Genomic DNA, 23,055 nt, shown 5'->3' on the forward strand with positions numbered 1-23,055 from the left:
TCTTCGCCGCTCAGCCCCCTGTCTCGTTCAAACACCCTGTTGCTGCTGGCCTGTGGCGCAGCGCTGCTGACCTCAGGCTGCCAGAAGCAGGAGGCGGCGGAAAAGAAGCTGCCGGTCCTGGTGACCACGCAGACGGTCGCGCTTGCCGACTATGCGCCGAGGACCTCGCTGACCGGCGTGATCGCGGCCCGCACGCTCAACAATCTGTCGTTCCGCGTCGGCGGCCGCGTTGCCGAACGGCTCGTCGATGTCGGCCAGCATGTCGACCAGGGCGCCGTGCTCGCCCGCATCGATCCGCAAGAGCAGGAATCGGACCTGCGCTCGGCGCAGGCGGATCTCGACGCCGCGCAGGCGCAACTGACCCAGGCCGCGGCCACCTACCAACGGCAAAAGACGCTGCTTTCGCAAGGTTTCACCACCCGGCGAGACTTCGACAGCGCCGACCAGACGCTGAAAGTGGCGCAAGGCAGCGTCGACGCCGCGCAAAGCGCCCTGGCCAACGCCAAGGAAAACCTCTCCTACACCGAGCTCAAGGCCGGTGCTGCAGGCGTCATCACCGCGCGCCAGGTGGAGGCCGGCCAGGTGGTGCAGGCGGCGCAGACTGTCTTCACCATCGCCGAGGACGGCGACCGCGACGCCGTCTTCAACGTGCATGAGACCCTGGTTGCCAGGACACCTTCGGGGCCCGCGGTGACGATCACGCTGCTCTCCGATCCGCAGATCAGGGCGGTGGGAAAGGTGCGCGAAATCTCGCCGGCGGTCGATCCGGCTTCGGGGTCGATCAGGGTCAAGGTCGGAATACCCGACACGCCCGCCGCCATGCCGCTGGGCGCAGCCGTGATCGGCTCGGCCAGTGCCAAGCCGGTGAAAGCGGTCCTGCTGCCGTGGCAGGCATTGACGTCCAATGCCGGCAAGCCCGCCGTATGGATCGTCGATCCGTCGAGCAAGGCGGTGATGACGGTGCCGGTCGAGGTGCTCGCCTACGATTCCGGCGTGGTCGTCGTCGACAAAGGGCTCGAGGCGGGCCAGAGCGTCGTGACCGCCGGCGGGCAGTTGCTCAGTCCCGGACAGGCGATCGAGGTGTCGGGGGTGAAGCAATGAGCCGGTTGCCGCACATCGCTTCCCTGTTGATCCTCACAGCGCTTGCCGCCTGCTCACGTTCGGAAGAGAAGCCGCCGGAGGTCATCCGGCCGGTTTTGTCGGTGGTGGTCCAACCAAAGACCGTCGAGACCTTCGGTTTCGCCGGGACGGTCGAACCGCAATACAGCGCCGACCTTGCCTTCCGCTTGCTCGGCCGCGTCGTGTCGCGTGACGTCAAGGTCGGCGACCTGGTCAGCAAAGGCACGACGATCGCGGCGCTCGATCCGACGGCGCTTGAGCTCGCCCTCCAGGCATCGAAAGCGGATCTGTCGAACGCCGAGGCGCAATTCGCCAATGCAGCGGCCAGCGAGGAGCGCCAGCGTGCCCTGCTTGCCTCCGCCAACACCCCACAGTCCGTCTTCGACGCCGCGCAGCAGGCCCGGCAAGCCGCGGCCGCCGGCGTCGAGCGGGCGAATGCGGCTTTAGCCAAGTCGCAGGAACAGCTGGGCTATGCCCGGCTGTTCTCCGACTTCGACGGCGTCGTCACGGCGGTCGGCGCCGAGGTCGGCCAAACCGTCTCGCCCGGGCAGACCGTCGTCACCGTGGCGCGCACCGATCCGCGCGAGGCAGTGGTCGACATTCCCGACCAGCTGACCGGCGATCTCAGCGTCGGCACGCCGTTCCAGATCATCCTGCAGTCGCTGCCCAGCATCACGACCGAGGCCAGGCTGCGCGAGATCGCGCCGCAGTCGGAAGGCTCGACCCGCACCCGCCGCGTGCGGCTGACGCTGACAGACCCGCCCACGGCCTTCCGGCTTGGCTCGACGATCACGGCGACGCGCATGACCAAGGTGGAGCCGACGATCGAACTGCCGATATCGGCGCTGCTCGAAAAGGATGGCGCCGAAAAAGTGTGGATCGTCGATCCGCAGACCGCCAGCGTGAGCGCGCGCGAGGTCGAGATCGCCTCGAAGAATGGCGGCAGCTTCACGGTGGCGTCCGGCCTGGAGGCCGGCATGCGCGTCGTCACCGCCGGCGTCCATAGCCTCAGCGAGGGCCAGAAGGTCAAAGTGCTCGAGGGAGGCGCCTGATGAAGGGCTTCAACCTCTCCGACTGGGCGCTCAGCCACCGTTCGCTGGTCTGGTATTTCATGCTGGTCTTCGTGGTCGCCGGCATCTTCTCCTACCTAAATCTCGGCCGCGAGGAAGACCCCGCCTTCACCATCAAGACGATGCTCATCCAGGCCAACTGGCCGGGCGCCTCGGTCAACGAGACGGTGCGCCAGGTGACCGATCGCATCGAGAAGAAGCTCGAAGAGCTCGACAGCCTGGACTACACCAAATCCGTCACCACCGCCGGCAAGACCGTCATCTTCGTCAACCTGAAGGACACCACGAAGGCTCGCGATGTCGTGCCGACCTGGCTGCAGGTCCGCGACATGGTCAACGACATCTGGCCCGAGCTCCCGCAGGGCGTGCAGGGACCGTTCTTCAACGACCGCTTCGGCGACGTCTTCGGCAACATCTACGCCTTCACCGCCGACGGGCTGACGCCACGCCAGCTGCGCGACTATGTCGAGGATGTCCGCACCAAAATCCTGACCGTGCCGAACGCCGGCAAGGTCGATCTCGTCGGCGCCCAGGACGAGGCGATCTATCTCGAATTCTCTTCCCGCCAGATCGCGGCGCTCGGCCTCAACCAGCAGCAGATCGTCGCCAGCCTGCAAGCGCAGAACGCGATAACGCCGTCGGGCGTGATCCAGTCCGGTCCCGAGCGTATCAGTGTGCGCGTCGGCGGCCAGTTCACCTCCGAGGAGAGCCTGCGCGCCATCAACCTGCGCGTCAACGACCGCTTTTTCCGGCTAAGCGATGTCGCGACGATCACGCGCGGCTATGTCGATCCGCCGACGGCGCTGTTTCGCTTCAATGGCCAAGACGCCATCGGGCTTGCCATCGGCATGAAGCCGAACGCCAATCTGCTCAAGTTCGGCGAGGCGCTGCACGAGGAGATGAACAAGGTGCTGGCCGACCTGCCGGTCGGCGTCGGCGTGCATCTGGTCGCCGATCAGCCGGTGATCGTCGAGGAAGCGGTCTCCGGGTTCACGCGGGCGCTGTTCGAGGCGGTGGCGATCGTACTCGCGGTTTCCTTCATCAGCCTTGGCATGCGCGCCGGTTTCGTCGTCGCGCTGTCGATCCCGCTGGTGTTGGCCATCACCTTCACCGTCATGGCCTATCTCGGCATATCGCTGCAGCGCATTTCGCTCGGCGCGCTGATCATCGCGCTGGGCTTGCTGGTCGACGACGCCATGATCGCGGTGGAGATGATGGTGGCGCGGCTGGAGGTCGGCGACAATCTGCGCAAGGCGGCGACCTATGTCTACATCTCGACCGCGTTTCCGATGCTGACCGGAACGCTGGTGACGGTTGCCGGCTTCATTCCGATCGGCCTCAACAACAGCGCCGCAGGCGAATACACCTTCACGCTGTTCGTCGTCATTGCGGTGTCGCTCCTGGTGTCATGGATCGTTGCGGTGCTGTTCGCGCCGCTGCTCGGCGTAACCCTCCTGCCGGCAACGATGAAGGCCAAGCACCACGACCAGCCGGGGCGGTTCACATCCATGTTCCGGCGCGTGCTCGTCCTCTCGGTGCGCCGGCATTGGCTGACGATCATCGCGACCGTGCTGCTGTTCGCGGCCTCCATTGCCGGCTTCGGGCTTGTCCAGCAGCAGTTCTTCCCGCCGTCCGACAGACCGGAACTGGTCGTCGACTGGAACCTGCCGCAAAACTCGTCGATCGCCGAGACGCGCGACCAGATGGAGCGCTTCGAGCAGCGCGCGCTGGTCGGCAATCCCGATATCGATCACTTCAGTTCCTATATCGGCCAGGGCGCGGTGCGCTTCCTGCTTGCCTATGACGTGCAGCCGGCCAATCCCTATTTCGGACAGACCGTCATCGTCACCAAGAGCATCGAGGCGCGCAACCGGGTGAAGCCGGCGCTGGAAAAACTGCTGCGCAAGGAGTTCGTCGGCACCGACGCCTTCGTCAAGCTGCTCGAGCTCGGGCCGCCGGTCGGGAGGCCGGTGCAGTACCGCGTCGGCGGTCCCGATATCCAGACGGTGCGCGAGCTGGCGCAGCAATTCTCCGGAATCATCTCGGCCAATCCGAAGCTTGCCCCACCCACTTTCGACTGGAACGAGCCGCAGAGGGTGCTGCGGGTCGACGTGCTGCAGGACAAGGCGCGCCAGCTCGGCATCACCTCCTCCGACATCGCCAGCGCGCTGAACAGCACGGTCGGCGGCGCGACGATCACCCAGGTGCGCGACGCGACCTATCTGATCGATGTCGTGGCGCGCTCGCGCGAAGCGGACCGGAGCTCGATCTCGACGCTGCAGAATATGCAATTGCCGACCGGCACCGGCGAGGCGATCCCGTTGGCTGCAATCGCCAACTTCCGCTATGAGCTCGAACAGCCGACGGTCTGGCGGCGCAACCGCACCCCGACAATCACCGTGCGCGCCGGGCTGGTCGGCGACGTGCTGCCGGCGACCGTGGTCAACGAGCTCAGGCCGTCGGTCGACACCTTCATCGCCAAGCTCCCGCCTGGCTATTCGGTGCAGACCGCCGGCTCGGTCGAAGAAAGCGCAAAGAGCCAGGGACCGATTGCGGCTGTCGTGCCGCTGATGCTGTTCGTCATGGCGACGATCCTGATGGTGCAATTGCAGAGCTTCCAGCGCCTGTTCCTGGTGGTGGCGGTGGCGCCGCTCGGCTTGATCGGCGTGGTGGCCGCGCTGGTGCCCAGCGGCGCGCCGCTCGGCTTCGTCGCCATCCTCGGCGTGCTGGCGTTGATCGGCATCCTGATCCGCAACTCGGTCATCCTGATCGTGCAGATCGAAGACCTCGTCGCCGAGGGCAAGGACCATTGGGCGGCCGTGATCGAAGCGACCGAGCACCGCATGCGTCCGATCGCGCTGACGGCGGCGGCTGCCAGCCTGGCGCTGATCCCGATCGCGCGCGAGGTGTTCTGGGGGCCGATGGCCTACGCCATGATGGGCGGCATCATCGCCGGCACCGCGATCACGCTGCTGTTCCTGCCGGCGCTTTATGTGACGTGGTTCAGGATCAAGGAGCCGAAGGACAGGGGGCAGGAGGGCGAGGCCGCGCATGGAAAGGCCCTGCAGGAAGGCGGGGCGGTATGAAGCCCAAACTTCTGGGACACGGTACGACTGCGAGAACCACTGCCGGCGTATCGACTGTCAGCCGGCCAGATCGGCTCGATCGTCGAGACCTTTCCGGTCCCTGTTGAGGCCTATGAGGTCGAGTTTTGCGATAGCGCTGGCAGGACATTGCGACCGTGGCGCTACAGCCGTTTCAGTTTGATGTGGTCACGCGGTGCGCACAAACCCCTCGCTCGCTCTGAGCAAGTTGCGCGTATAGTCCTCGCTGACGCGATGGCCGATCAGCTGGCTCGCGGTCAGCGTTTCCACCGCCTCGCCGTTCTGCATCACCATCAGCCGCTCGCACATGTGGGTGATGATGGCGAGGTCGTGGCTGACCATCAGGAAGGTGAGCTTGCGCCGCCGGCGCACCTCTTCGAGCAGGTTCAGCACCTCCGCCTGCACGGACGCGTCGAGCGCCGACGTCGGCTCGTCGAGCAAAAGGATCGACGGCTCGAGGATCAGCGCGCGGGCGATCGCCACGCGCTGGCGCTGGCCGCCCGACAATTGGTGCGCGTAGCGGAAGCGGAAGCCGTTGCCGAGGCCGACCTCGTCCAGCGCCCGCTCGATGCGCTTCTCGCCGTCGGCGATGCCGTGGATGGCCAAAGGCTCCTGCAGCAGACGATCGACGGTCTGGCGCGGATGCAGCGAGCCGTACGGATCCTGGAAGACCATCTGCACGTCGCGGTAGAAGGCCTTGTCGCGGGTCTTGCCGAGTGCCTTGCCGTTGACGGCGATGGTGCCGGAAGAGACGGGCGCCAGCCCGGTGATTGCCTTGAGCAACGTCGACTTGCCGGAGCCGCTTTCGCCGACCAGCCCGTAGGACTCGCCTTCCCTGACTTCGAGGTCCACACCCTTCAGCGCGCGGAAGCGGTCGAAGACCACCTCCAGCCCTTCCACGGAAAGCGCCGCCGTCATGCCGCCCACTCCGGCTTGCGGTCGAGCACCGGCAGCGGATGACGCTCGAAGCCGATCCTCGGCATGCAGTTGAGCAGGCCGCGCGTGTAGGGATGGCGGGCATCGCGCAGCTCGGAGGCCTTGAGCTGCTCGACCACCTTGCCGGCATACATGACGACGACGCGGTCGCAGAAGGAGGAGACGAGCCGCAGATCGTGCGAGATGAAGATCAGTCCCATGCCGCGCTCGGCGACCAGCTTGTCGAGGATGTTCAGCACGTCGAGCTGCACGGTGACGTCGAGCGCCGAGGTCGGCTCGTCGGCGATCATCAGCTCCGGTCCGGCGATCAGCATCATGGCGATCATGGCGCGCTGGCCCATGCCGCCCGAGACCTCATGCGGGTGAAGGTCGAAGACGCGGGCCGGATCGCGGATCTGCACTGCCCGCAGCATCTCCAGCGCCCGCTCGCGCGCCTCGGCCTTGGAGACCTTTTCGTGCGTGCGCAACGTCTCGACGATCTGGCGGCCGATGGTCATCACCGGGTCGAGCGAGTATTTCGGATCCTGCAGGATCATGGCGATGCGGTTTCCCCGCAGCGCCCGGCGTTGGCGGGGCGAAACGGCAAGCAGATCAATGCCGTCGAAGCTGAGCTTCTTCGCCGACACCTCGGCCTGCGGCGGGGTCAGGCCCATGACGGCGCGGCCGGTCTGCGACTTGCCGGATCCGCTTTCGCCGACGATGCCCAGCCGCTCGCGGCCAAGCGAGAACGAGACGCCGCGCACCGCCTGCACGATGCCGGTGCGGGTCGGGAAGGTGACGCGCAGATCGTCGACTTCGAGCAGCGCGCCTTTTGTCTGCTTGTCCGGATTGCCGCTGCTCACTGGTCGCCGCTCCGTGGGTCGAGTGCGTCGCGCAGGCCGTCGCCGAGCAGGTTGAAGCCGAGGCTGACGATGAGGATGGCGGCGCCTGGCGCCGCGGCCACCCACCACTGGTCGAGGATGAAGCGGCGGCCCGAAGCGATCATCGCGCCCCATTCGGGCAGCGGCGGCTGCGCGCCAAGGCCGAGGAAGCCGAGGCCGGCGGCCGTGAGGATGATGCCCGCCATGTCGAGCGTCACGCGGATGATCAGCGAGGAGATGCAGAGCGGCATGATGTGGCGCAGCACGATGCGGAAGGGCGAGGCGCCCATCAGTTGCACCGCCTTGATGTAGTCGGAGTTGCGCACCGTCAGCGTCTCGGCGCGGGCGATGCGCGCATAGGGCGGCCAGGAGGTGATGGCGATCGCCAGCACCGCGTTCTCGATGCCGGGCCCGAGCGCCGCGACGAAGGCGAGCGCCAGCACCAGCTTCGGGAAGGCGAGGAAGATGTCGGTGATGCGCATCAGGATCGCGTCGGTCCAGCCGCCGGCATAGCCGGCGACGGTGCCGACCAGGAGGCCGATGGGAGCGGCGATGACGGCCACGAGAACCACCACGTAAAGCGTCCAGCGCGAGCCGTAGACGATGCGCGAGTAGATATCGCGGCCGAGGTCGTCGGTGCCGAACCAATGCGCGGCGCCAGGCGCAAGCAGGCGGGCGTTCTTCAGGTCACCCACGGTCGGCGAATAGGGCGCCAGCACGCCGGCAAGGGCGGCAACCACCACCAGGGCGAGGATGATGAGCAAACCAATGAAGGCCAGCCGATTGGCCGAGAAGCGCCGCCAGGCGACATAGGCGCGGCCGAGCCTTGCCTGCATGCGCGAAGCCGGCCTCTCGCTGAGCAGCCACTCGCGCCGGCTCTGGACGACCTCTGCGCTCATCGGATCTTCGTCCTCGGATCGAGAAGCTGGTAGAGCAGGTCGGACAGAAGGTTGATGCCGATGAACACCGAGCCGATGATGATGGTGCCGCCGAGCACCGCGTTCATGTCGGCATTCTGCAGCGAATTGGTGATGTAGAGGCCGATGCCCGGCCAGGAGAAGACGGTTTCGGTCAGCACCGAGCCTTCGAGCAGGCTGGCATAGGAAAGCGCGATCACCGTCACCATCGGCACCGCGGCGTTGCGCAGCGCGTGGCCCCAGATGATGCGGCGCTCCGACAAGCCCTTGGCGCGCGCGGCGACGATATATTCCTGCGCCAGCTCGTTCAGCATGAAGGAGCGCGTCATGCGGCTGATATAGGCAAGCGCGAAATAGCCGAGCAGCGAGGCCGGCAGGATGATGTGGCGCCAGGCGTCGTAGAAGACGTCCCACTGCCCCTGCATGGCCGCGTCGAGCAGGTAGAAACCGGTGATCGGCGTGAAAGTGTATTCGTAGACGACATCGAGCCGCGCCGGAAAGGCGACCCATTGCAGCTTGGCGTAGAACAGGACGAGGCCGAGCAGCCCCAGCCAGAAGATCGGCACGGAATAGCCGATCAGGCCGATGATACGCACGATCTGGTCGATGAGGCTGCCGCGCCGCACCGCCGCCAGCACACCGAGCGGCACGCCGATGACGGCGCCGATGATGGTGCCCAGCGTCGCGAGCTCGATGGTCGCCGGGAAGACGCGGCGGATGTCGGACATCACCGGGTTGGTGGTCAGCACCGAGGTGCCGAAATCGCCGTTGAGCGCGCTTTTCACATAGATGTAGAACTGTTCGATCAGCGGCAGGTCGAGCCCCATCTCGCGGCGCGTGCGCTCGACGACGGCCGTGGGCGCCCGGTCGCCGAGCACTGCCAGCACCGGATCGATCGGGATGACGCGGCCGATGAAGAAGGTCACCGCGAGAAGGCCGAGATAGGTCGTCACCGCGATGACCAGGAAGCGGCCGATCGACGACAAAATGGCGACGGCACGGGCGCTTCCGCGCCCGGCCGCCGGCTGGTTCTCAGCTACGCTCACGCGGCGCGCCCGAAAACGCTATTCCTTTGAGACCGCCCCGACGAAGTTGGTGTCGAAGCTCGGTCCGAGCGCGAAGCCCTTGAGGTTCTTGCGCAGGCCGGCCACTTCAAGCTGCTGGTGGATGATGACGAAGGGGCTGGTGTCGAGGATCTTCTTCTGCAGATCCTTGTACATGTCGGCGCGCTTGGCCGAATCCTTTTCCAGCAGCGCCGCCTCGGTCTGCTTGGTCAGGTCCGGAATGTCCCAGGCATTGCGCCAGGCCAGGGTCTTGATCTTGGCGGCGTCGGAATTGTCCGGGTTGGAGGCGAAGGTCTGGGCATTGGAGTTCGGATCGAAATAATCCTGACCCCAGTTGCCGATATAGATGTCGTGGTTGCGGGCGCGATACTTGGTCAGCGTCTGCTTGCCGTCGCCCGGAATGATCTCCAGCTTGATGCCGACCTGGCCCAGCGTCTGCTGGATCGATTCGGCCATGCCCGTCTCAGGCTGTTTGCTGCGCACATCCATGGTCACCTTGAAGCCGTCCGGCAGGCCAGCCTTGGCCAGAAGTTCCTTCGCCTTGGCGACGTCGAGCTTGAACGGATTTTCATCGACGGCGCCGAGATCGCCCTTGGGCAGGAAGGACTGATGGATCTCGCCGATGCCCTTGAGGATGGTCGAACCCAGCGCGTCATAGTCGACCAGATATTTGAACGCCTGGCGAACCTCCGGCTTGGCGAGGTTGGCGTTCTTCTGGTTGAGGCTGATGTAATAGACCGTGCCCTTCGGCGCGCTGGTGGTGGTGAGATCGGCGTTCTTGGCGATGGCGTCGAGGTCGTTCGGCTCGAGGTTGCGGGCAACGTCGATGTCGCCGGCCTCGAGCGCCAGGCGCTGCGCCGAGCTTTCCTTCATGAAGCGGTAGATGACGCGGGCGAGCTTGGCCTTTTCGCCGTTATAATTGTCGTTGCGTTCCAGAACGACGACTTCATTGGCACGCCATTCGCGCAGCTTGTACTGACCGGAGCCGGCATAGCCGGTCTTCAGCCAGGCGTTGCCGAAGTCATTGTCCCATTTGTAGTCGGCGCTCGGCGTGACGGCCGCGACATGTTCCTTGACCAGCTTGCTGTCGACGACCGAAGCGACGGTGGCCGACAGGCAGTTCAGCACGAAGCTCGGCGCATAGGCCTTGTCGACGACGAACTGGAAGGTGGTGTCGTCGACCGCCTTGGCCTTCTCGGTGACGTTGTCGCCGCTGATGCCCAACTGGTTGATGATGAAGGCCGGGCTCTTGTCGAGCTTGATGGCGCGCTCGAAGGAATAGGCGACGTCGGCCGCGGTTATCGGATTGCCGGAAGCGAACTTCATGCCGGGCTTGAGCTTGAAGGTGTAGGTCAGGCCGTCGTCGGAAACAGTCCAGCTCTCGGCGAGATCGCCCTTGACCTTGGAGGTGTCGCTGAGGTCGAGGCGAACCAGGAGATCGTAGGTATTGCCGGTGACTTCAGCCGTCGACAATTCGAACGCCTCGCCCGGATCCATCGTGATGATATCGTCGAAGGCAAAGCCTTCGACCAGCGTGTCGGCAGGCGTGACGGCGAAGGCCGGCGCTGCCAGCAGCGCAGACATCGCCACACCCGCAAGCAAGCTACGGAGAGCAAACTTTTCCAGCATCATGATGATCGTTCCCTGTTTTGTTGACCTGAGTTCCCGGCTCAGGGCCGCATTATTCTTTGCGAAGCCGACGGCGGCTTGGACCACTTACCGTCGTGGTTTTTGTCCAGTTGGTCAACACCCTATCGGCAGCGTTCGAACCGGCAACGCGCATTTTGCGAAACAGCCTATTGGGCCAGAATGGGCCGCCACAGGCCAACCCTTGCGCCGGCTAATCGAGGCTTCCAATCGGGAAAAATCTGCCAAACTTTTGACGCTCGGAAATCGCCCGTCATTTCAGCTGCGCAACCAGGCTCGCATCGGGAAAGCAGGTCGCCGCCTTGCCGTTCTTCGCCTGCCAGACGCCGATCGAACGGCGCGTCTTGAAGCCGGGCAAGCCGTCGGCGCTGCCGACATCGTAGTCCTTCGCCTCCAGCGCCCGCTGCAGTGCCGCGATATCGGACCGGTGGAGATCGCCGACCGGCCCCCAGGCGCCGGCGAAGGTGGCGTCGCCCTTTGCAATGCGGTCTGCGGCGTGGCCGATGAACAGCGCATAGAGGTCGCTGGTGTTGTATTCCTTCAGCACATAGAAGTTCGGCGTGACGATGAAGGCCGGACCGCTGCGCCCGGCCGGCATCAGGAGGAATCCTTCGGCTTTCAGTTCGCTGGCCTGGAACGCCTTGCCGTCGGCGCGCCTGATGCCCATCGCCACCCAGTCGGAAATCTTCCTGCCCTGGTCGGGTCCTTCGAGCGCGCATGAGACATTTGCCGGCGCGATCACCTCGGTCCCCCAGCCGCGGCCCCTCACCCAGCCATAGTGGACGAGATAGTTGGCGATCGAGGCGAGCACGTCCGGCGTTGAATTCCAGATGTCGGGGCGGCCGTCGCCGTCGAAGTCGACGGCATGTTTGAGGAAAGAAGTCGGCATGAATTGCGGCTGGCCGAGCGCGCCGGCCCATGACGACTTCATCGCGTTGACCGGGGCAAGCCCGCGTTCGACGATCTCCAGCGCCGCCAGCACCTCGGTGCGGAAGAAATCCTTTTTCGTCGACATGAAGGCCTTGGTGCCCAGCACCTCGAAGGCATCGTAAGGCAGCTTGGCGGCGCCGAAGCCGGTCTCGCGACCCCAGATCGCCAGCACGATGTCGCCGGACACGCCGTAGCGCTTCTCGATCAGTCCGAGCACACGGGCGTTGGCGCTCTCGCGCGACCGTCCGCCGGTGGTGACAGGGCGGATGATCTTCTCAGCGAAATAATTGGCAGGCGGGCCGAACTCCGCCTGGTGCTGCTTCTCAGGCGTCGTCGGCTTCTCGCCGGGCATGACGAGATCCGGCAATTTCAGATTCGGCTTCACACCGAGAAAGGCGGCGTCGAAGGTCTTTTTCGATATGCCTTTGGCCTTGGCCTCGGGCCACAGGTCCGTCTGCAGCCAGGCCTGGAACTGGTTGTCGATGGACGCGGCGGAGGCGGGGATCGTGAAGAACAGTCCGACAAGCGCTGCAAGGAGGGAAAGTACAGCCAGTCTGAGAAGCTTGCACTCCTTCACTGCCCCCTCCAAATCCCTCAAAACGCCGTCCTCGATCGCAGCGCCGCGGCAAGCGTGCCTTCGTCGAGATAATCGAGTTCGCCGCCGACCGGCACGCCATGCGCGAGCCGCGTCACCTTGACGTCGAAGCCCGAGAGCTGGTCGGTCAGGTAATGCGCCGTGGTCTGGCCCTCGACCGTGGCGTTGACGGCGAGGATCACCTCCTTCACCTCGCCGCCGGCGACACGGTCGACCAGCGAGCGGATGTTGAGCTGTTCCGGGCCAATGCCGTCGAGCGGCGACAGCGTGCCGCCGAGCACGTGATAGCGCACGTTCATGGCGGCGGCGCGCTCCAGCGCCCAGAGGTCGGAAACGTCCTCGACGACGATCAGCGTGCCGGCGTCGCGGCGCGGGTCGGTGCAGATCATGCAGGGATCGGCGGTGTCGACATTGCCGCAGGTCGAGCAGATGCGCACCTTGTCGACCGCCTCGCCCATGGCGGCAGCGAGGGGCTGCAGCAACTGCTCCTTCTTCTTGATCAGATGGAGGGCCGCGCGCCTGGCCGAACGCGGTCCGAGCCCCGGCACCTTGGCCAGGAGCTGAATCAGGCGTTCGATCTCTGGACCGGCGATTCGTTTCGACATCGCTCTGATTTAGGATTTTTCAGAGCGGTTTGGAACAGCCCGCAATGGCGCACGACCCGCCCTGCTGCCATGGCGGGTCGTTGAAGAGGTTGGCTCAGTAGGCTCAGAGCGGCCGGTTCTGGCTGACGATCAGCGCGCCGATGGCGTCGGTGTTCTCAGGCGTCGACTGGAACCCCATCGCCGCTTCCTGCGGCGCGCTCGGAACGGAGGTGATGTAGCGGCCCTTCAAGGTCCCGCCGAAGCGGGACGCGTCCGGCTCTTCCATCGGCTCCTGCATCGCCACCACCGTCGGCTTCGCCGTGACACGGCCGGACTTCTGCGCCGGCGCGATGGAGGCCGTCACATAGGTCTGCTCGGCCGGAACGGTCGCGGTCCTGGGCGCAGCCACCGCCGCGGTCATTGCTGCCTGCTTGGCCGGATCGGCATGGACGATGGTCTTGACCACCGGTTCGGCTGAAGCGACGAGCACGGGAGCGGCAGGGTCGATCTTCTGCGACTTGCCGGAGGCCATGGCGACCATGGGCTCATCGGGCAGCGGCTGCCAGTTGCGGCCGCGCTTCTCGTAGAAGGCGTTGCCGCCGGCCACCATCGTGTAGTGCATGTTGTTGTAGGGGAAGCGCAGGCCGGCGGTATGGAAGAACATCGTGTTCTTGAGCTTGGACTTGCGCTCGCCCTTGAGCACCGCCTCGGCGGCTTCCTCGACATCGGGCAGCGCCCTCGAATTCATCGGCCGCGTCAGCACGCCGGGAGCGAACTGACCCCTCTCGCCGACGACCTCGCAAATGGTGTTGCCGTGCTGGCCGGAACGCAGCCGGTTCATGACGACGGTGCCGACCGCGATCATGCCGTCGCGGCTCGACCGGTTGGACTCGAAGAACATCGCCCTTTGCAGGCATTCCTTGTCCTTCATCGAATATTTGTAGGAGCGCGAGCTGAGGAAGCTCGGCGTGACGGCGTCGGTCAGGCTCGCCATCGACATGCCGTGTGAAGCGGTCTGGCTGCAGCCGGCCAGGAGCAAGGGGGAAGCGGCGATGCCGATAAGCAGCAGCGGCGTCTTCCATCGCGTCGCGATCAACAAAAAAGCCTCATTTCCAGATGCCAGCCCGCCCCAAGATGTGGCAAGAATGAGACTCTTTCAGGCAAAAAGATGGCTAGATGGTTAGCAACCTCTGGACTTGGGTAAAACTTTATGAATGTCGCGAAATGAGCCCGTGAGCAACGCCGGCAAAATGGTTAATATTGCGGCCCGGGCTCGATTTTCGTTCATAATCAATTAACTGGCGGCAGCCGCCTCAGAACGGCAATTTCATTCCGGGCGGTATAGGCAGGCCCGCCGTCAACGCCTTGGTCTTTTCCTGCATGACCTGCTCGACCTTATTTTTGGCGTCATTGTGAGCGGCCAAAAGCAGGTCTTCGAGGATCTCGACCTCGTCGTCCTTGAGGAGCGAAGGATCGATCTTCAGCGCCTTCATCTCGAACTTGCCGGTCAGGGTGACGCTGACCAGGCCGCCGCCCGCCTGTCCGGTGGCTTCGAGCGTCGCGATCTCGTCCTGCATGGCCTGGAACTTGGCCTGCATTTCCTTCGCCTTGCCCATCAGGCCGAGAAGATCCTTCATCGCAAACGTCCTTTTTGTTCCTTCAGATTTCTTCGTCGTCGGCCGACGTCTCGACCGGCAGGTCGGCATCGGCCTCTTCCGCTTCCGGCACCTCCGGAATGCGCACGTCGATGATCTTGGCGCCCGGGAAGCGGGCGAGGATGGCGGCGACCGTCGGATCGCTCCTGGCATCGGAGAAGGCGTTCTCGCGCTTCGTCGTCTCCATCTCGGCCAGCGTCTGGCCTCCCTCTTCCTTCGACAGCGAGACCAGCCAGTTGCGCCCGGTCCAGGCGCGCAGCTTCGCGGTCAGGTCGTTGAGCAGCATCTTGGGCGCGTCGTCGGTCAGGCTGACGTCGATGCGGCCAGCTTCGATACGCACCGGCCGCACGCAGCGCTTCAAAATCACCTTGAAGGCGATGTCGCGGTTGGCGTCGGCAAGGGCCGCTATATCGGCCAGCGACTTCACCGGAACGGCGGGCGTCTCGACGACCGGCTCAGGCGCCGGAACGAAGGCGGCGGGCACGGGCTCAGCCTCGACCAGCCGCATGGTCTGCGCGCCGCCGGTTGAGGCCGGCATCCTGGCCTGCGCCACGGCGCTCGCGCCGGCGCCACTGCCGGCCGGCGCTCCGTTGGCGCGCGGCGCGCCGTTTGGCACAGGCGCGGCGCCTTCCAGCGATTTCAGCGCCTCGTCCAGCGTCGGCAGGTCGGCGGCATGCGCCAGCCGGATCAGCACCATCTCGCCGGCGCTGACCGGGCGGTTGGAGGACTGCACCTCCGGAATGCCCTTGAGCAGCATCTGCCAGGTCCGCGACAGCACGCGCACGGAAAGCGCGCTCGCGAATTCGGCGCCGCGCCGGCGCTCATCCTCGGAGAGCGAGGCATCGTCTGCGGCGGCAGGCACGAAGCGCAGCCGGGTGACGAGGTGGTTGAATTCCGCCAGATCGGTGAGCACGGCGGCCGGATCGGCGCCGGTGTCGTATTGCGCGCGGAATTCGGCCAAGGCCGCCGCCACATCGCCCTTCATGACATGCTCGAACAGGTCGATGATGCGGGCGCGGTCGGCGAGCCCCAGCATGGCGCGCACCGCCTCGGCGCTGACGGCGCCGCTGCCGTGGGCGATCGCCTGGTCGAGGATGGAGAGCGAATCGCGCGCCGAGCCTTCGGCGGCGCGGGCGATCATCGCCAGGGCCTCATCGTCGACGGAAATGCCTTCCTTGGCGGCGATCGAGGAAAGATGCGCGACAAGCGCGCCGGCGTCGATGCGCCTCAGATCGAAGCGCTGGCAGCGCGACAGGACCGTGATCGGCACCTTGCGGATCTCGGTGGTGGCGAAGATGAATTTGACATGCGGTGGCGGCTCTTCCAGCGTCTTCAACAGGCCGTTGAAGGCCTGGGTGGAGAGCATGTGCACTTCGTCGATGATGTAGACCTTGTAGCGCGCCGAGACCGGCGCATAGCGGACACGGTCGATGATGTCCCTGATGTCGTCGATGCCGGTGTGGGAGGCGGCGTCCATCTCGATGACGTCGACATGGCGGCCTTCCATGATCGCCTGGCAGTGCTCGCCGGGCACGGACAGATCGACCGAGGGCTGGTCGACGGTGGCGGTCTTGTAGTTGAGCGCCCGCGCCAGGATGCGCGCCGTCGTCGTCTTACCGACGCCGCGCACGCCGGTCAGCATCCAGGCCTGGGCGATGCGGCCGGTGGCGAAGGCGTTGGTCAGCGTGCGGACCATCGGCTCCTGGCCGATCAGCTCGGAGAAATTCGAGGGGCGATATTTGCGCGCCAGCACGCGATAGGCGCCGGCCTTTTCCGTCTCCGGATTCTTTGGCCCCAAATTTCCGGCTTCGCTCATTCGCCGTCAAAAGCTCCAAGGACTGCAGGCGGCCGATTCCTGCGCATAGTCTCGCCCGCACGGCTCGGCGCCGTCAATGTCGCGGGAGAAAGGCGAAGAGGCGGGAGGCTGGAACAATGACCCGTTCCGGGCTCGTTAGGGCTGCTTCCTTCCGGACCTGACCCGGTTGGCGAGTGGATCGTCCACCACCAACCTCCCGCGCTCCATATCGGCAATTCAGCGGCGAAATGCAAGGGTGGAGGTGAACGACCACCCCGCCCATGCGCCAGAGACGACCTTCAAATCCGCAGTAGCGGCCAATGATTCGCTTGCAGCCATCTTGCCGCCGCTCTAGCGTTCCCCGGTTTGGAAAAGACCACAAGAGCGAAGGAAACGCCCATGCTGCCTGGCCTCAAGGCCGGATTCACGCTGGACGCCCGATTGGAGGCGGACAGCGAGCAGCTGATGTGGCTTGGCCTCTGCGAGCTTCGGCTGATGAACGATCGCCGCTGGCCGTGGCTGGTGCTGGTGCCGCAGCGGCCGGGGATCGAGGAATTGCACGAGCTGACGCCGCTCGACCAGACGATGCTGACCTTCGAGACCAATATGGTGGCGCAGGCGCTGAAGCGCGTGACGGGCTGCACCAAGATCAACACCGGCGCTTTGGGCAACATCGTGCGCCAGCTGCATGTCCATGTCATCGCCCGCACCGAAGGCGATCCCGGCTGGCCGGGACCGGTCTGGGGGCACGGCATGCGCGAGCCCTATCAGCGCCCCGAGATCCGACGGTTTGCCGAAACGATCAAGGCAGCGCTATAAGTCCCAACTCTCCCAACCCTTGAGTCCCCGGTCCCGAATCCCATGAGCTTCCGCCTGTTTGACGCGCCCTTGCGCGAGCCAAGTCAGTTCGTCGGCTTCGCCGGCAACCATATCGACCGGCAATCGGAAAACCGCGCCGACGACGCAGTCGAGAAGGCGCTTGCCGAGCGATCGGCGCGGCTGATGCTGATGCATGGCGGCAGGCTTTATCTGAAGCTCGCCGACGGCAGCTTCGACCCATGGTTCGAGGCGGCGGAAAGCCAGGCCTTCGAGGCTTCGCTCGACCGCGGCGTGCTGCTCGGCCTTTCCGAAAATGGCCCGGTGCTTGCCGTGCCTGCGGGCATCGAGCCGGAAAACCTGCCGGAAACGGTAAAGGCGATCGATTACCGCTCCGTCTACATGCAGGGGCTGATCGACGAAGCGGCGGCAGGCGCGCTGGCGCAAGGGGCGGCGCTGCTCGCCTGGCATGCCAGCCATGGCTTCTGCTCGAAATGCGGCAATCGCTCGGAAATGCGCGCCGGCGGCTACAGGCGCCATTGTCCGGCCTGCGGCACCGAGCATTTCCCGCGCACCGACCCGGTGGCGATCATGCTGACGGTGACGCGCGACAAATGCCTGCTCGGGCGCGGCCGGCATTTCGGGCCGGGCATGTATTCGGCCCTTGCCGGCTTCATAGAGCCCGGCGAGACGATCGAGGCCGCGGTGCGCCGCGAGACGCTGGAAGAGGCCGGGATCCGGCTCGGCCGCGTCGTCTACCATGCCAGCCAGCCCTGGCCGTTCCCCTATTCGCTGATGATCGGCTGCTTCGGCGAGCCGCTCAACGAGGATATCCAGGCAGATCTCAACGAGCTCGAGGACTGCCGCTGGTTCTTCCGCGAGGAGGTGCGCTCGATGCTGGAGAGAACCCATCCCGGCGATCTGATTACGCCGCCGAAAGGAGCGATCGCCCACCATCTCATCCGCGCCTGGGTCGACAGCGAGTAGGAGTAGGGAGCAAAATGATCCGTCATACCGTCGTGTTCACGCTGAAGCATCCGCCGCATTCGCTGGAGGCGAAGCGATTCCTCCATGACGCGAAGAAGATCCTGACTGGGATAAAAGGTGTCACGCATTTCGAGCAGCTGCGGCAGGTCAGCCCCAAGAACGACTATCAGTTCGGCTTCTCGATGGAGTTTGCCGACCAGGCCGCCTACACCAGGTACAACGAGCATCCCGACCATGTCGCGTTCGTGCGCGACCGCTGGGTGCCCGAGGTCGAGGCGTTCATGGAGATCGACTACGTGCCGCTGGGTTTCTGAAGCGGGTCGCGCCTAATCCGCGACCTTCCACTGCTCACGCGAGGCGCTCGCCGGATAGACGCCGAGGATGCGCATCTCGCGCGAGAAGAAGCGCAGTTCGTCGAGCGCCAGCTTGACCAGCGGATCGTCGGGGTGGCCCTCGATGTCGGCATAGAACAGCGTCGCGGTGAAGGCGCCGAGCTGGTAGCTCTCGAGCTTGGTCATGTTGATGCCGTTGGTGGCGAAGCCGCCCATGGCCTTGTAGAGCGCGGCCGGCACGTTGCGGACGCGGAAGATGAAAGTGGTCATCATCCTGGCGTCCGGCGACGGGCGTTCGGCCCATTGCTTGTTCTTGGTCAGCACGACGAAACGGGTAACGTTGGAGTCGGTGTCCTCGACATTCTTCTCGATGATGTCGAGACCGTAGAGCTCGGCGGCGAGCGCCGGCGCGAGCGCGGCCATGGTGCGGTCCTTGACCTCGGAGACCATTTTCGCCGACCCAGCCGTGTCGCCGGCGACCACCGGCTTCCAGCCGTTCTTGCGGATGTATTTGCGGCACTGGCCAAGCGCGTGGATGTGGCTGTGCACGGTCCTGATTTCTTCGCGCTTGACGCCGGGCAGCACCATCAGCTGGAAGTGGATCGGCAGGAAATACTCGCCGACGATATGCAGGCGCGATTCCGGCAGCAGATGATGGATGTCGGCGACACGGCCCGCGATCGTGTTCTCGATCGGGATCATGGCGAGTTCGGCCTTGCCGGTCTCGACCGCGTTGAAGGCGTCCTCGAAGGTCGGACAGGGCAACGGCTCCATCGGAGGGAACATGTTGCGGCAGGCGGTGTCGGAATTGGCGCCCGGCTCGCCCTGGAAGGAGATTCTGTTGGTCTTTTCAGGCATGCGCCGATGTCTCGCTTGCGGATGTCTCAGTTTGAAATGATTTGCCTGGCGCGCTCGAGGTCGCCGGGCGTGTCGACGCCGAGGGGCGGGGAATTGACGATCTCGGCGTCGATGCGCATGCCGGCTTCCAGTGCCCGCAACTGCTCCAGCCGCTCACGACGCTCCAGGGGCGACGGCTTCAGCGCCACGAAGCGCTCAAGCGCGGCGCGGCGGTAGGCGTAGAGGCCGATGTGGTGATAGAGCGGGCCTTCGCCCCACGGCGCCGTGGCGCGCGTGAAATAGAGCGCCTTCAGCCTCGTCGCGGAGAGCGGCGAGCCGACGATCTTGACGACGTTGGGATTGGTCTTTTCCTCGTCGCGCACGATCTCGACGCCGAGCGTGGCGATGTCGACCGAAGGGTCGGCGAACGGCCGCAGCGACGCACCGATGATTTCGGGGTCGATCGTCGGCAGGTCGCCCTGGACATTGACGATCGTTTCGACCTTCTTCTCCGGGTCAAGCGCTGTGAGGGCCTCGAAGATGCGATCGGAGCCCGATTCGTGGTCCGCGCGCGTCATGACGGCCTCGAAGCCGTGCGCCCGCACCGCGTCGGCGACGGCCTCCGTGTCGGTCGCCACCACCACGCGGCCAAGCCCCGCCTCGGCGCCGCGACGGGCGACATGGACGATCATCGGCGCGCCGGCGATGTCGGCCAGCGGCTTGCCCGGCAGGCGCGTCGAGGCCATGCGAGCGGGGATCAGGATCAATGTCGACATTAGACTTTCGGGGCGGCCGGGAAAGCGGATGGAAAAGTGGCAAAACGTCTCACTGGAAGCGCCCTTATAGGTGTTGCAACGCCGAAGCAAAAGACCTAGTTTCCGCGCGATTTGACTGGCCCTTCCGGGCCTTTCGCGATACCGACGGACGGAGTGGACGGGACGGTCCGCCGGAAAAGGGAGCAAGGGGCGTATGGATTCCAACGAAGTCAACAAGCTGCTCGCCGGATTCCTCGGAACCGTCTTCGTCGTCTTTTCCGTGGGCATCGTGTCGAACGCGCTGTTTGCTTCGCCTGCGCCCGAAAAACCCGGCTTCGCCATCGAGGCTCAGGAGCCGGCCGAGGGCGGTGGCGCAGCTGCCCCGGCCGCGGAAGCCAAGCCGATCGCCGATCTGCTCGCAACCGCCAATGCCGAGGCGGGCGCCGCCATCTTCAAGAAGTGCCAGGCCTGTCACTCCGGCGAGAAGGGCGGCCCGAACAAGGTCGGTCCGGATCTGTGGGACATCGTCGACCGGCCCGTCGCCGAGCACGAAGGCTTCGCCTATTCGGCCGGCATGAAGGATTTTTCGAAGGGCGGCGCCGAGAAATGGACCTACGACAACCTCAACCACTTCATCAACTCGCCGAAGAAGTTCGTGAAGGGCACGGCGATGGGCTTCGCCGGCCTGCCCAAGGATGAGGATCGCGCCAACGTGATCGCCTACCTGCGCACGCTGTCGGACAATCCGAAGCCGCTGCCGCAGCCGGGCGCTTCGGCCGAAGCAAAGCCGGCGGAAGGCGCTGCACCCGCCAAGCCTGCCGAAGGAGCGGCACCGGCCAAGCCGGCCGAGGGCGCCGCGCCCGCCAAGCCGGCTGCGCCCGCTCAATAAACAATTTGTCATGAAGACACCTTGGAAAAGCCGGGTTCGTCCCGGCTTTTCTGTTAGGAAAGCCGCATATTGGGCGACAAAGACCGTCCCTTGCGGTTTTCACCGGCGTCAAATGATCTAGATTGCCGGTGGGCAGAGCAATTCCAGGAAAAGTGGGAACCGGTTTTCCGTCCGGAATTGCGTCGAAACAAAGCGAAGGAGCGGTCGTCGTTTTCGTAAAACGATGACGCTCCAGAGCTCGCGACGAGGAGAACGCATGACGGTTGGCCGCTCCCGGACACTTTTCCCATCGACGACACTTTTCGCATCGATGCTGGCGTTCGTCCTTGCAGCCAGTCTGCCGGCCGGTGCCGCCGACGAATGGCACACCTCCTCCTCGCTGATCGGCCCTTCCAAATACGGCGAGAATTTCCAGCGCTACGACTACGTCAATCCGGACGCGCCGAAGGGCGGCACCTACAACTCCGTGGTTACCGGCACTTTCGACAGCTTCAACCCTTATATCGTGCAGGGATCGCCGGCCGCCGGCTTCGCGCCGTTCGGCGGCGGGCTGCTCTACGACACGCTGATGGATCAGGCACAGGACGAAGGCAGCGTCAGCCACCCGCTGATCGCCGAGGCCTACAAATACCCTGCGGACTACTCCTCGGCGACCTACCGGCTCGACCCGCGCGCCAAATGGCACGACGGCCAGCCGATCACCGTCGACGACGTGGTCTGGTCGTTCCAGGTGCTCAAGACCAACAGCCCGATGTACAACCGGTATTTCGAGAATGTGACCGAAGCGGTCGCCCTCTCGGACCGCGAGGTCGAGTTCCATTTCAACCAGAAGGGCAATCGGGAACTGCCGAAGATCATCGGCGACTTGGTCGTGCTGCCGAAGCACTGGTGGGAGGGCACCGACGCCAGCGGCAAGAAGCGCGACGTCACCAAGCCGACGCTGGAGCCGCCGCTGGGCTCGGCCGCCTACAAGATCGCCAGCTTCAAGCCTGGCTCGGAGATCGTCTGGCAGCGCGTGCCCGACTACTGGGGCGCCAAGCTGCCGGTGAAGGTCGGCCGCGAGAATTTCGACACCCAGCGCTTCACCTACATCCTGGACGACAATGCCTCCCGGCAGGCCTTCACCAAGGGCGGGCTCGACGACATCAAGCCGGAAAACAGCTCGCGGCGCTGGGCGACGGCCTACAACTTTCCGGCGGTGGGCGCCGGAGACGTGGTCAAAAAGGAATTCAAGACAACCTCGCCCGAGCCGATGCAGGCTTTCGTGCTCAACCAGCGGCGGCCGCTGTTCCAGGATCGGCTGGTGCGCGCCGCGCTGACCTATCCGTTCGACTTCGAAACGATGAACCGGACGCTGTTCTACAATTCGAACACGCGCACCCACAGCTATTTCGGGGGTACGGAACTGGCGTCGAGCGGGCTGCCGCAAGGCAAGGAGCTCGAAATCCTGGAGAAATATCGCGACAAGCTGCCGCCGGAGTTGTTCACACAGGAATTCAAGCTACCGGTCTACGATTCACCGCAAGCCGAACGCAAATATCTGAAGCAGGCTGTCGACCTCTTTGCCAAGGCAGGCTGGGTGATCAAGGACGGCAAGATGGTGAACGCCAAGACCGGCGCGCTGTTCAAGTTCGAAATACTCGGCTCGAACGACACCGACCAGGTCATCGCGAGTCCCTGGATCGCCAACCTGCGCAAGATCGGCCTCGACGCGACGCTGCGGATCATCGACCAGACGCAGTACATCAACCGCGTCAACAATTTCGACTACGACGCCATCACCAGCGTACTCCAGCAATCGGAATCGCCAGGGAACGAGCAGCGCGACTTCTGGAGCTCGAAGGCGGCGGACTCGCCGGGATCGCGCAACTATTCCGGCATCAAGAACCCGGTCGTCGACGCGCTGGTCGACCGCATCATCTTCGCCACCGACCGCGACGACCTGGTCGCCGCCACCCATGCGCTCGATCGGGTGCTGTTGTGGAACTACTACGCCGTGCCGCAATACTACCGCGCGGTGGTTTGGCTTGCCTATTGGAACAAGTTCGGCATGCCGGAAAAGCAGCCCAGCTACCGCGGCGCCGATATCGATTCCTGGTGGATCGACACGGCGAAGGAAAAGGCGCTGGCGACCAGATACAGGGGCAATTGATGGGGCGGCAC

The 23,055-nt window shown here is 64.8% G+C and carries 20 protein-coding genes and 1 other RNA gene; 8 read left to right on the plus strand and 13 right to left on the minus strand.

Annotated features, from left to right (window positions below):
• The first annotated feature begins 39 nt into the window (after window positions 1-39).
• The 3 genes from EJ067_RS12905 to EJ067_RS12915 are packed head-to-tail and all read left to right on the plus strand — an operon-like array spanning window position 40 to window position 5,275.
• Window positions 40-1,101 carry an efflux RND transporter periplasmic adaptor subunit gene (locus tag EJ067_RS12905; RefSeq protein ID WP_245468254.1) on the plus strand — a complete coding sequence of 354 codons (1,062 nt, stop codon included), beginning with the start codon at window positions 40-42 and terminating at the stop codon, window positions 1,099-1,101.
• A complete protein-coding gene (locus tag EJ067_RS12910) occupies window positions 1,098-2,171 on the plus strand; it encodes an efflux RND transporter periplasmic adaptor subunit (RefSeq protein ID WP_126086045.1) in 1,074 nt (357 codons plus the stop codon). The genes EJ067_RS12905 and EJ067_RS12910 overlap by 4 nt, the downstream gene beginning before the upstream one ends.
• Window positions 2,171-5,275, plus strand: a complete 3,105-nt coding sequence (locus EJ067_RS12915) for an efflux RND transporter permease subunit (RefSeq protein WP_126086046.1) — start codon at window positions 2,171-2,173, stop codon at window positions 5,273-5,275. The genes EJ067_RS12910 and EJ067_RS12915 overlap by 1 nt, the downstream gene beginning before the upstream one ends.
• A 186-nt stretch (window positions 5,276-5,461) precedes the next feature.
• Here the strand turns inward: EJ067_RS12915 and EJ067_RS12925 are convergent, their stop codons facing one another.
• The 11 genes from EJ067_RS12925 to ffs form a co-directional block, all read right to left on the minus strand.
• On the minus strand, window positions 5,462-6,211 hold the full coding sequence (locus EJ067_RS12925; protein WP_126086047.1) for an ABC transporter ATP-binding protein: 750 nt from the start codon (window positions 6,209-6,211) through the stop codon (window positions 5,462-5,464).
• Window positions 6,208-7,071 (minus strand): ABC transporter ATP-binding protein, encoded by an 864-nt coding sequence (locus tag EJ067_RS12930; RefSeq protein WP_189510585.1) that lies wholly within the window; start codon window positions 7,069-7,071, stop codon window positions 6,208-6,210. Before EJ067_RS12930 ends, EJ067_RS12925 begins: the two co-directional genes overlap by 4 nt.
• Complete coding sequence (gene nikC, locus EJ067_RS12935; protein WP_126086048.1) at window positions 7,068-7,988, minus strand: nickel transporter permease; 921 nt, start codon at window positions 7,986-7,988, stop codon at window positions 7,068-7,070. The genes EJ067_RS12930 and nikC overlap by 4 nt, the downstream gene beginning before the upstream one ends.
• Entirely contained in the window at window positions 7,985-9,052 is a 1,068-nt protein-coding gene (locus EJ067_RS12940) for an ABC transporter permease (protein WP_126086049.1), read from the minus strand. Before EJ067_RS12940 ends, nikC begins: the two co-directional genes overlap by 4 nt.
• An 18-nt stretch (window positions 9,053-9,070) precedes the next feature.
• Entirely contained in the window at window positions 9,071-10,702 is a 1,632-nt protein-coding gene (locus tag EJ067_RS12945; protein WP_126086050.1) for an ABC transporter substrate-binding protein, read from the minus strand.
• 268 nt (window positions 10,703-10,970) lie between these two features.
• Complete coding sequence (locus EJ067_RS12950; RefSeq protein ID WP_245468255.1) at window positions 10,971-12,224, minus strand: lytic murein transglycosylase; 1,254 nt, start codon at window positions 12,222-12,224, stop codon at window positions 10,971-10,973.
• 17 nt (window positions 12,225-12,241) lie between these two features.
• Complete coding sequence (recR, locus tag EJ067_RS12955) at window positions 12,242-12,847, minus strand: recombination mediator RecR (protein WP_126086052.1); 606 nt, start codon at window positions 12,845-12,847, stop codon at window positions 12,242-12,244.
• Window positions 12,848-12,950: 103 nt separating this feature from the next.
• Window positions 12,951-13,922: a cell wall hydrolase gene (locus EJ067_RS12960; RefSeq protein ID WP_126086053.1), complete on the minus strand. Its 972-nt coding sequence runs from the start codon at window positions 13,920-13,922 to the stop codon at window positions 12,951-12,953.
• 217 nt (window positions 13,923-14,139) lie between these two features.
• Entirely contained in the window at window positions 14,140-14,463 is a 324-nt protein-coding gene (locus EJ067_RS12965) for a YbaB/EbfC family nucleoid-associated protein (RefSeq protein WP_071101772.1), read from the minus strand.
• Window positions 14,464-14,485: 22 nt separating this feature from the next.
• Window positions 14,486-16,297, minus strand: coding sequence for a DNA polymerase III subunit gamma/tau (locus tag EJ067_RS12970; protein ID WP_126086054.1), 1,812 nt, complete (start codon window positions 16,295-16,297; stop codon window positions 14,486-14,488).
• Between the two features lie 100 nt (window positions 16,298-16,397).
• Window positions 16,398-16,494: signal recognition particle sRNA small type (ffs, locus tag EJ067_RS12975), an RNA gene on the minus strand.
• 181 nt (window positions 16,495-16,675) lie between these two features.
• On the opposite strand from ffs, the gene EJ067_RS12980 reads away from it, so the two are divergent.
• Genes EJ067_RS12980 through EJ067_RS12990 form a run of 3 tightly spaced genes read left to right on the plus strand, consistent with a single transcriptional unit; the run spans window position 16,676 to window position 18,393 of the window.
• On the plus strand, window positions 16,676-17,095 hold the full coding sequence (locus EJ067_RS12980; RefSeq protein ID WP_126086055.1) for an HIT family protein: 420 nt from the start codon (window positions 16,676-16,678) through the stop codon (window positions 17,093-17,095).
• Between the two features lie 42 nt (window positions 17,096-17,137).
• On the plus strand, window positions 17,138-18,079 hold the full coding sequence (gene nudC / locus EJ067_RS12985; protein ID WP_126086056.1) for an NAD(+) diphosphatase: 942 nt from the start codon (window positions 17,138-17,140) through the stop codon (window positions 18,077-18,079).
• A 14-nt stretch (window positions 18,080-18,093) separates the two neighbouring features.
• On the plus strand, window positions 18,094-18,393 hold the full coding sequence (locus EJ067_RS12990) for a Dabb family protein (RefSeq protein ID WP_126086057.1): 300 nt from the start codon (window positions 18,094-18,096) through the stop codon (window positions 18,391-18,393).
• A 12-nt stretch (window positions 18,394-18,405) separates the two neighbouring features.
• Here the strand turns inward: EJ067_RS12990 and EJ067_RS12995 are convergent, their stop codons facing one another.
• Together EJ067_RS12995 and EJ067_RS13000 are read right to left on the minus strand one after the other, a co-directional pair.
• Window positions 18,406-19,269 carry a prephenate dehydratase gene (locus EJ067_RS12995; protein ID WP_126086058.1) on the minus strand — a complete coding sequence of 288 codons (864 nt, stop codon included), beginning with the start codon at window positions 19,267-19,269 and terminating at the stop codon, window positions 18,406-18,408.
• 26 nt (window positions 19,270-19,295) lie between these two features.
• A complete protein-coding gene (locus EJ067_RS13000) occupies window positions 19,296-20,024 on the minus strand; it encodes a 3-deoxy-manno-octulosonate cytidylyltransferase (protein ID WP_126086059.1) in 729 nt (242 codons plus the stop codon).
• A 193-nt stretch (window positions 20,025-20,217) separates the two neighbouring features.
• Here EJ067_RS13000 and EJ067_RS13005 point away from each other — a divergent pair, with 193 nt between their 5' ends.
• Together EJ067_RS13005 and EJ067_RS13010 are read left to right on the plus strand one after the other, a co-directional pair.
• Entirely contained in the window at window positions 20,218-20,892 is a 675-nt protein-coding gene (locus EJ067_RS13005; protein WP_126086060.1) for a cytochrome c family protein, read from the plus strand.
• Window positions 20,893-21,148: 256 nt separating this feature from the next.
• Window positions 21,149-23,044, plus strand: coding sequence for an extracellular solute-binding protein (locus tag EJ067_RS13010; RefSeq protein ID WP_126086061.1), 1,896 nt, complete (start codon window positions 21,149-21,151; stop codon window positions 23,042-23,044).
• The last annotated feature ends 11 nt before the right edge of the window (window positions 23,045-23,055 follow it).

Source organism: Mesorhizobium sp. M1D.F.Ca.ET.043.01.1.1 (assembly GCF_003952385.1).
In the GTDB taxonomy this organism is placed as follows: Bacteria; Pseudomonadota; Alphaproteobacteria; order Rhizobiales; family Rhizobiaceae; genus Mesorhizobium.

Bases quoted from the DNA above. Each gene is read 5' to 3' on its own strand.
- EJ067_RS12910 (WP_126086045.1), top strand. From the start codon at position 1,098: ATGAGCCGGTTGCCGCACATCGCTTCCCTGTTGATCCTCACAGCGCTT.
- EJ067_RS12915 (WP_126086046.1), top strand. From the start codon at position 2,171: ATGAAGGGCTTCAACCTCTCCGACTGGGCGCTCAGCCACCGTTCGCTG.
- EJ067_RS12925 (WP_126086047.1), bottom strand. From the start codon at position 6,211: ATGACGGCGGCGCTTTCCGTGGAAGGGCTGGAGGTGGTCTTCGACCGC.
- nikC (WP_126086048.1), bottom strand. From the start codon at position 7,988: ATGAGCGCAGAGGTCGTCCAGAGCCGGCGCGAGTGGCTGCTCAGCGAG.
- EJ067_RS12945 (WP_126086050.1), bottom strand. From the start codon at position 10,702: ATGATGCTGGAAAAGTTTGCTCTCCGTAGCTTGCTTGCGGGTGTGGCG.
- recR (WP_126086052.1), bottom strand. From the start codon at position 12,847: ATGTCGAAACGAATCGCCGGTCCAGAGATCGAACGCCTGATTCAGCTC.
- EJ067_RS12965 (WP_071101772.1), bottom strand. From the start codon at position 14,463: ATGAAGGATCTTCTCGGCCTGATGGGCAAGGCGAAGGAAATGCAGGCC.
- EJ067_RS12970 (WP_126086054.1), bottom strand. From the start codon at position 16,297: ATGAGCGAAGCCGGAAATTTGGGGCCAAAGAATCCGGAGACGGAAAAG.
- EJ067_RS12980 (WP_126086055.1), top strand. From the start codon at position 16,676: ATGCTGCCTGGCCTCAAGGCCGGATTCACGCTGGACGCCCGATTGGAG.
- nudC (WP_126086056.1), top strand. From the start codon at position 17,138: ATGAGCTTCCGCCTGTTTGACGCGCCCTTGCGCGAGCCAAGTCAGTTC.
- EJ067_RS12990 (WP_126086057.1), top strand. From the start codon at position 18,094: ATGATCCGTCATACCGTCGTGTTCACGCTGAAGCATCCGCCGCATTCG.
- EJ067_RS12995 (WP_126086058.1), bottom strand. From the start codon at position 19,269: ATGCCTGAAAAGACCAACAGAATCTCCTTCCAGGGCGAGCCGGGCGCC.
- EJ067_RS13000 (WP_126086059.1), bottom strand. From the start codon at position 20,024: ATGTCGACATTGATCCTGATCCCCGCTCGCATGGCCTCGACGCGCCTG.
- EJ067_RS13005 (WP_126086060.1), top strand. From the start codon at position 20,218: ATGGATTCCAACGAAGTCAACAAGCTGCTCGCCGGATTCCTCGGAACC.
- EJ067_RS13010 (WP_126086061.1), top strand. From the start codon at position 21,149: ATGACGGTTGGCCGCTCCCGGACACTTTTCCCATCGACGACACTTTTC.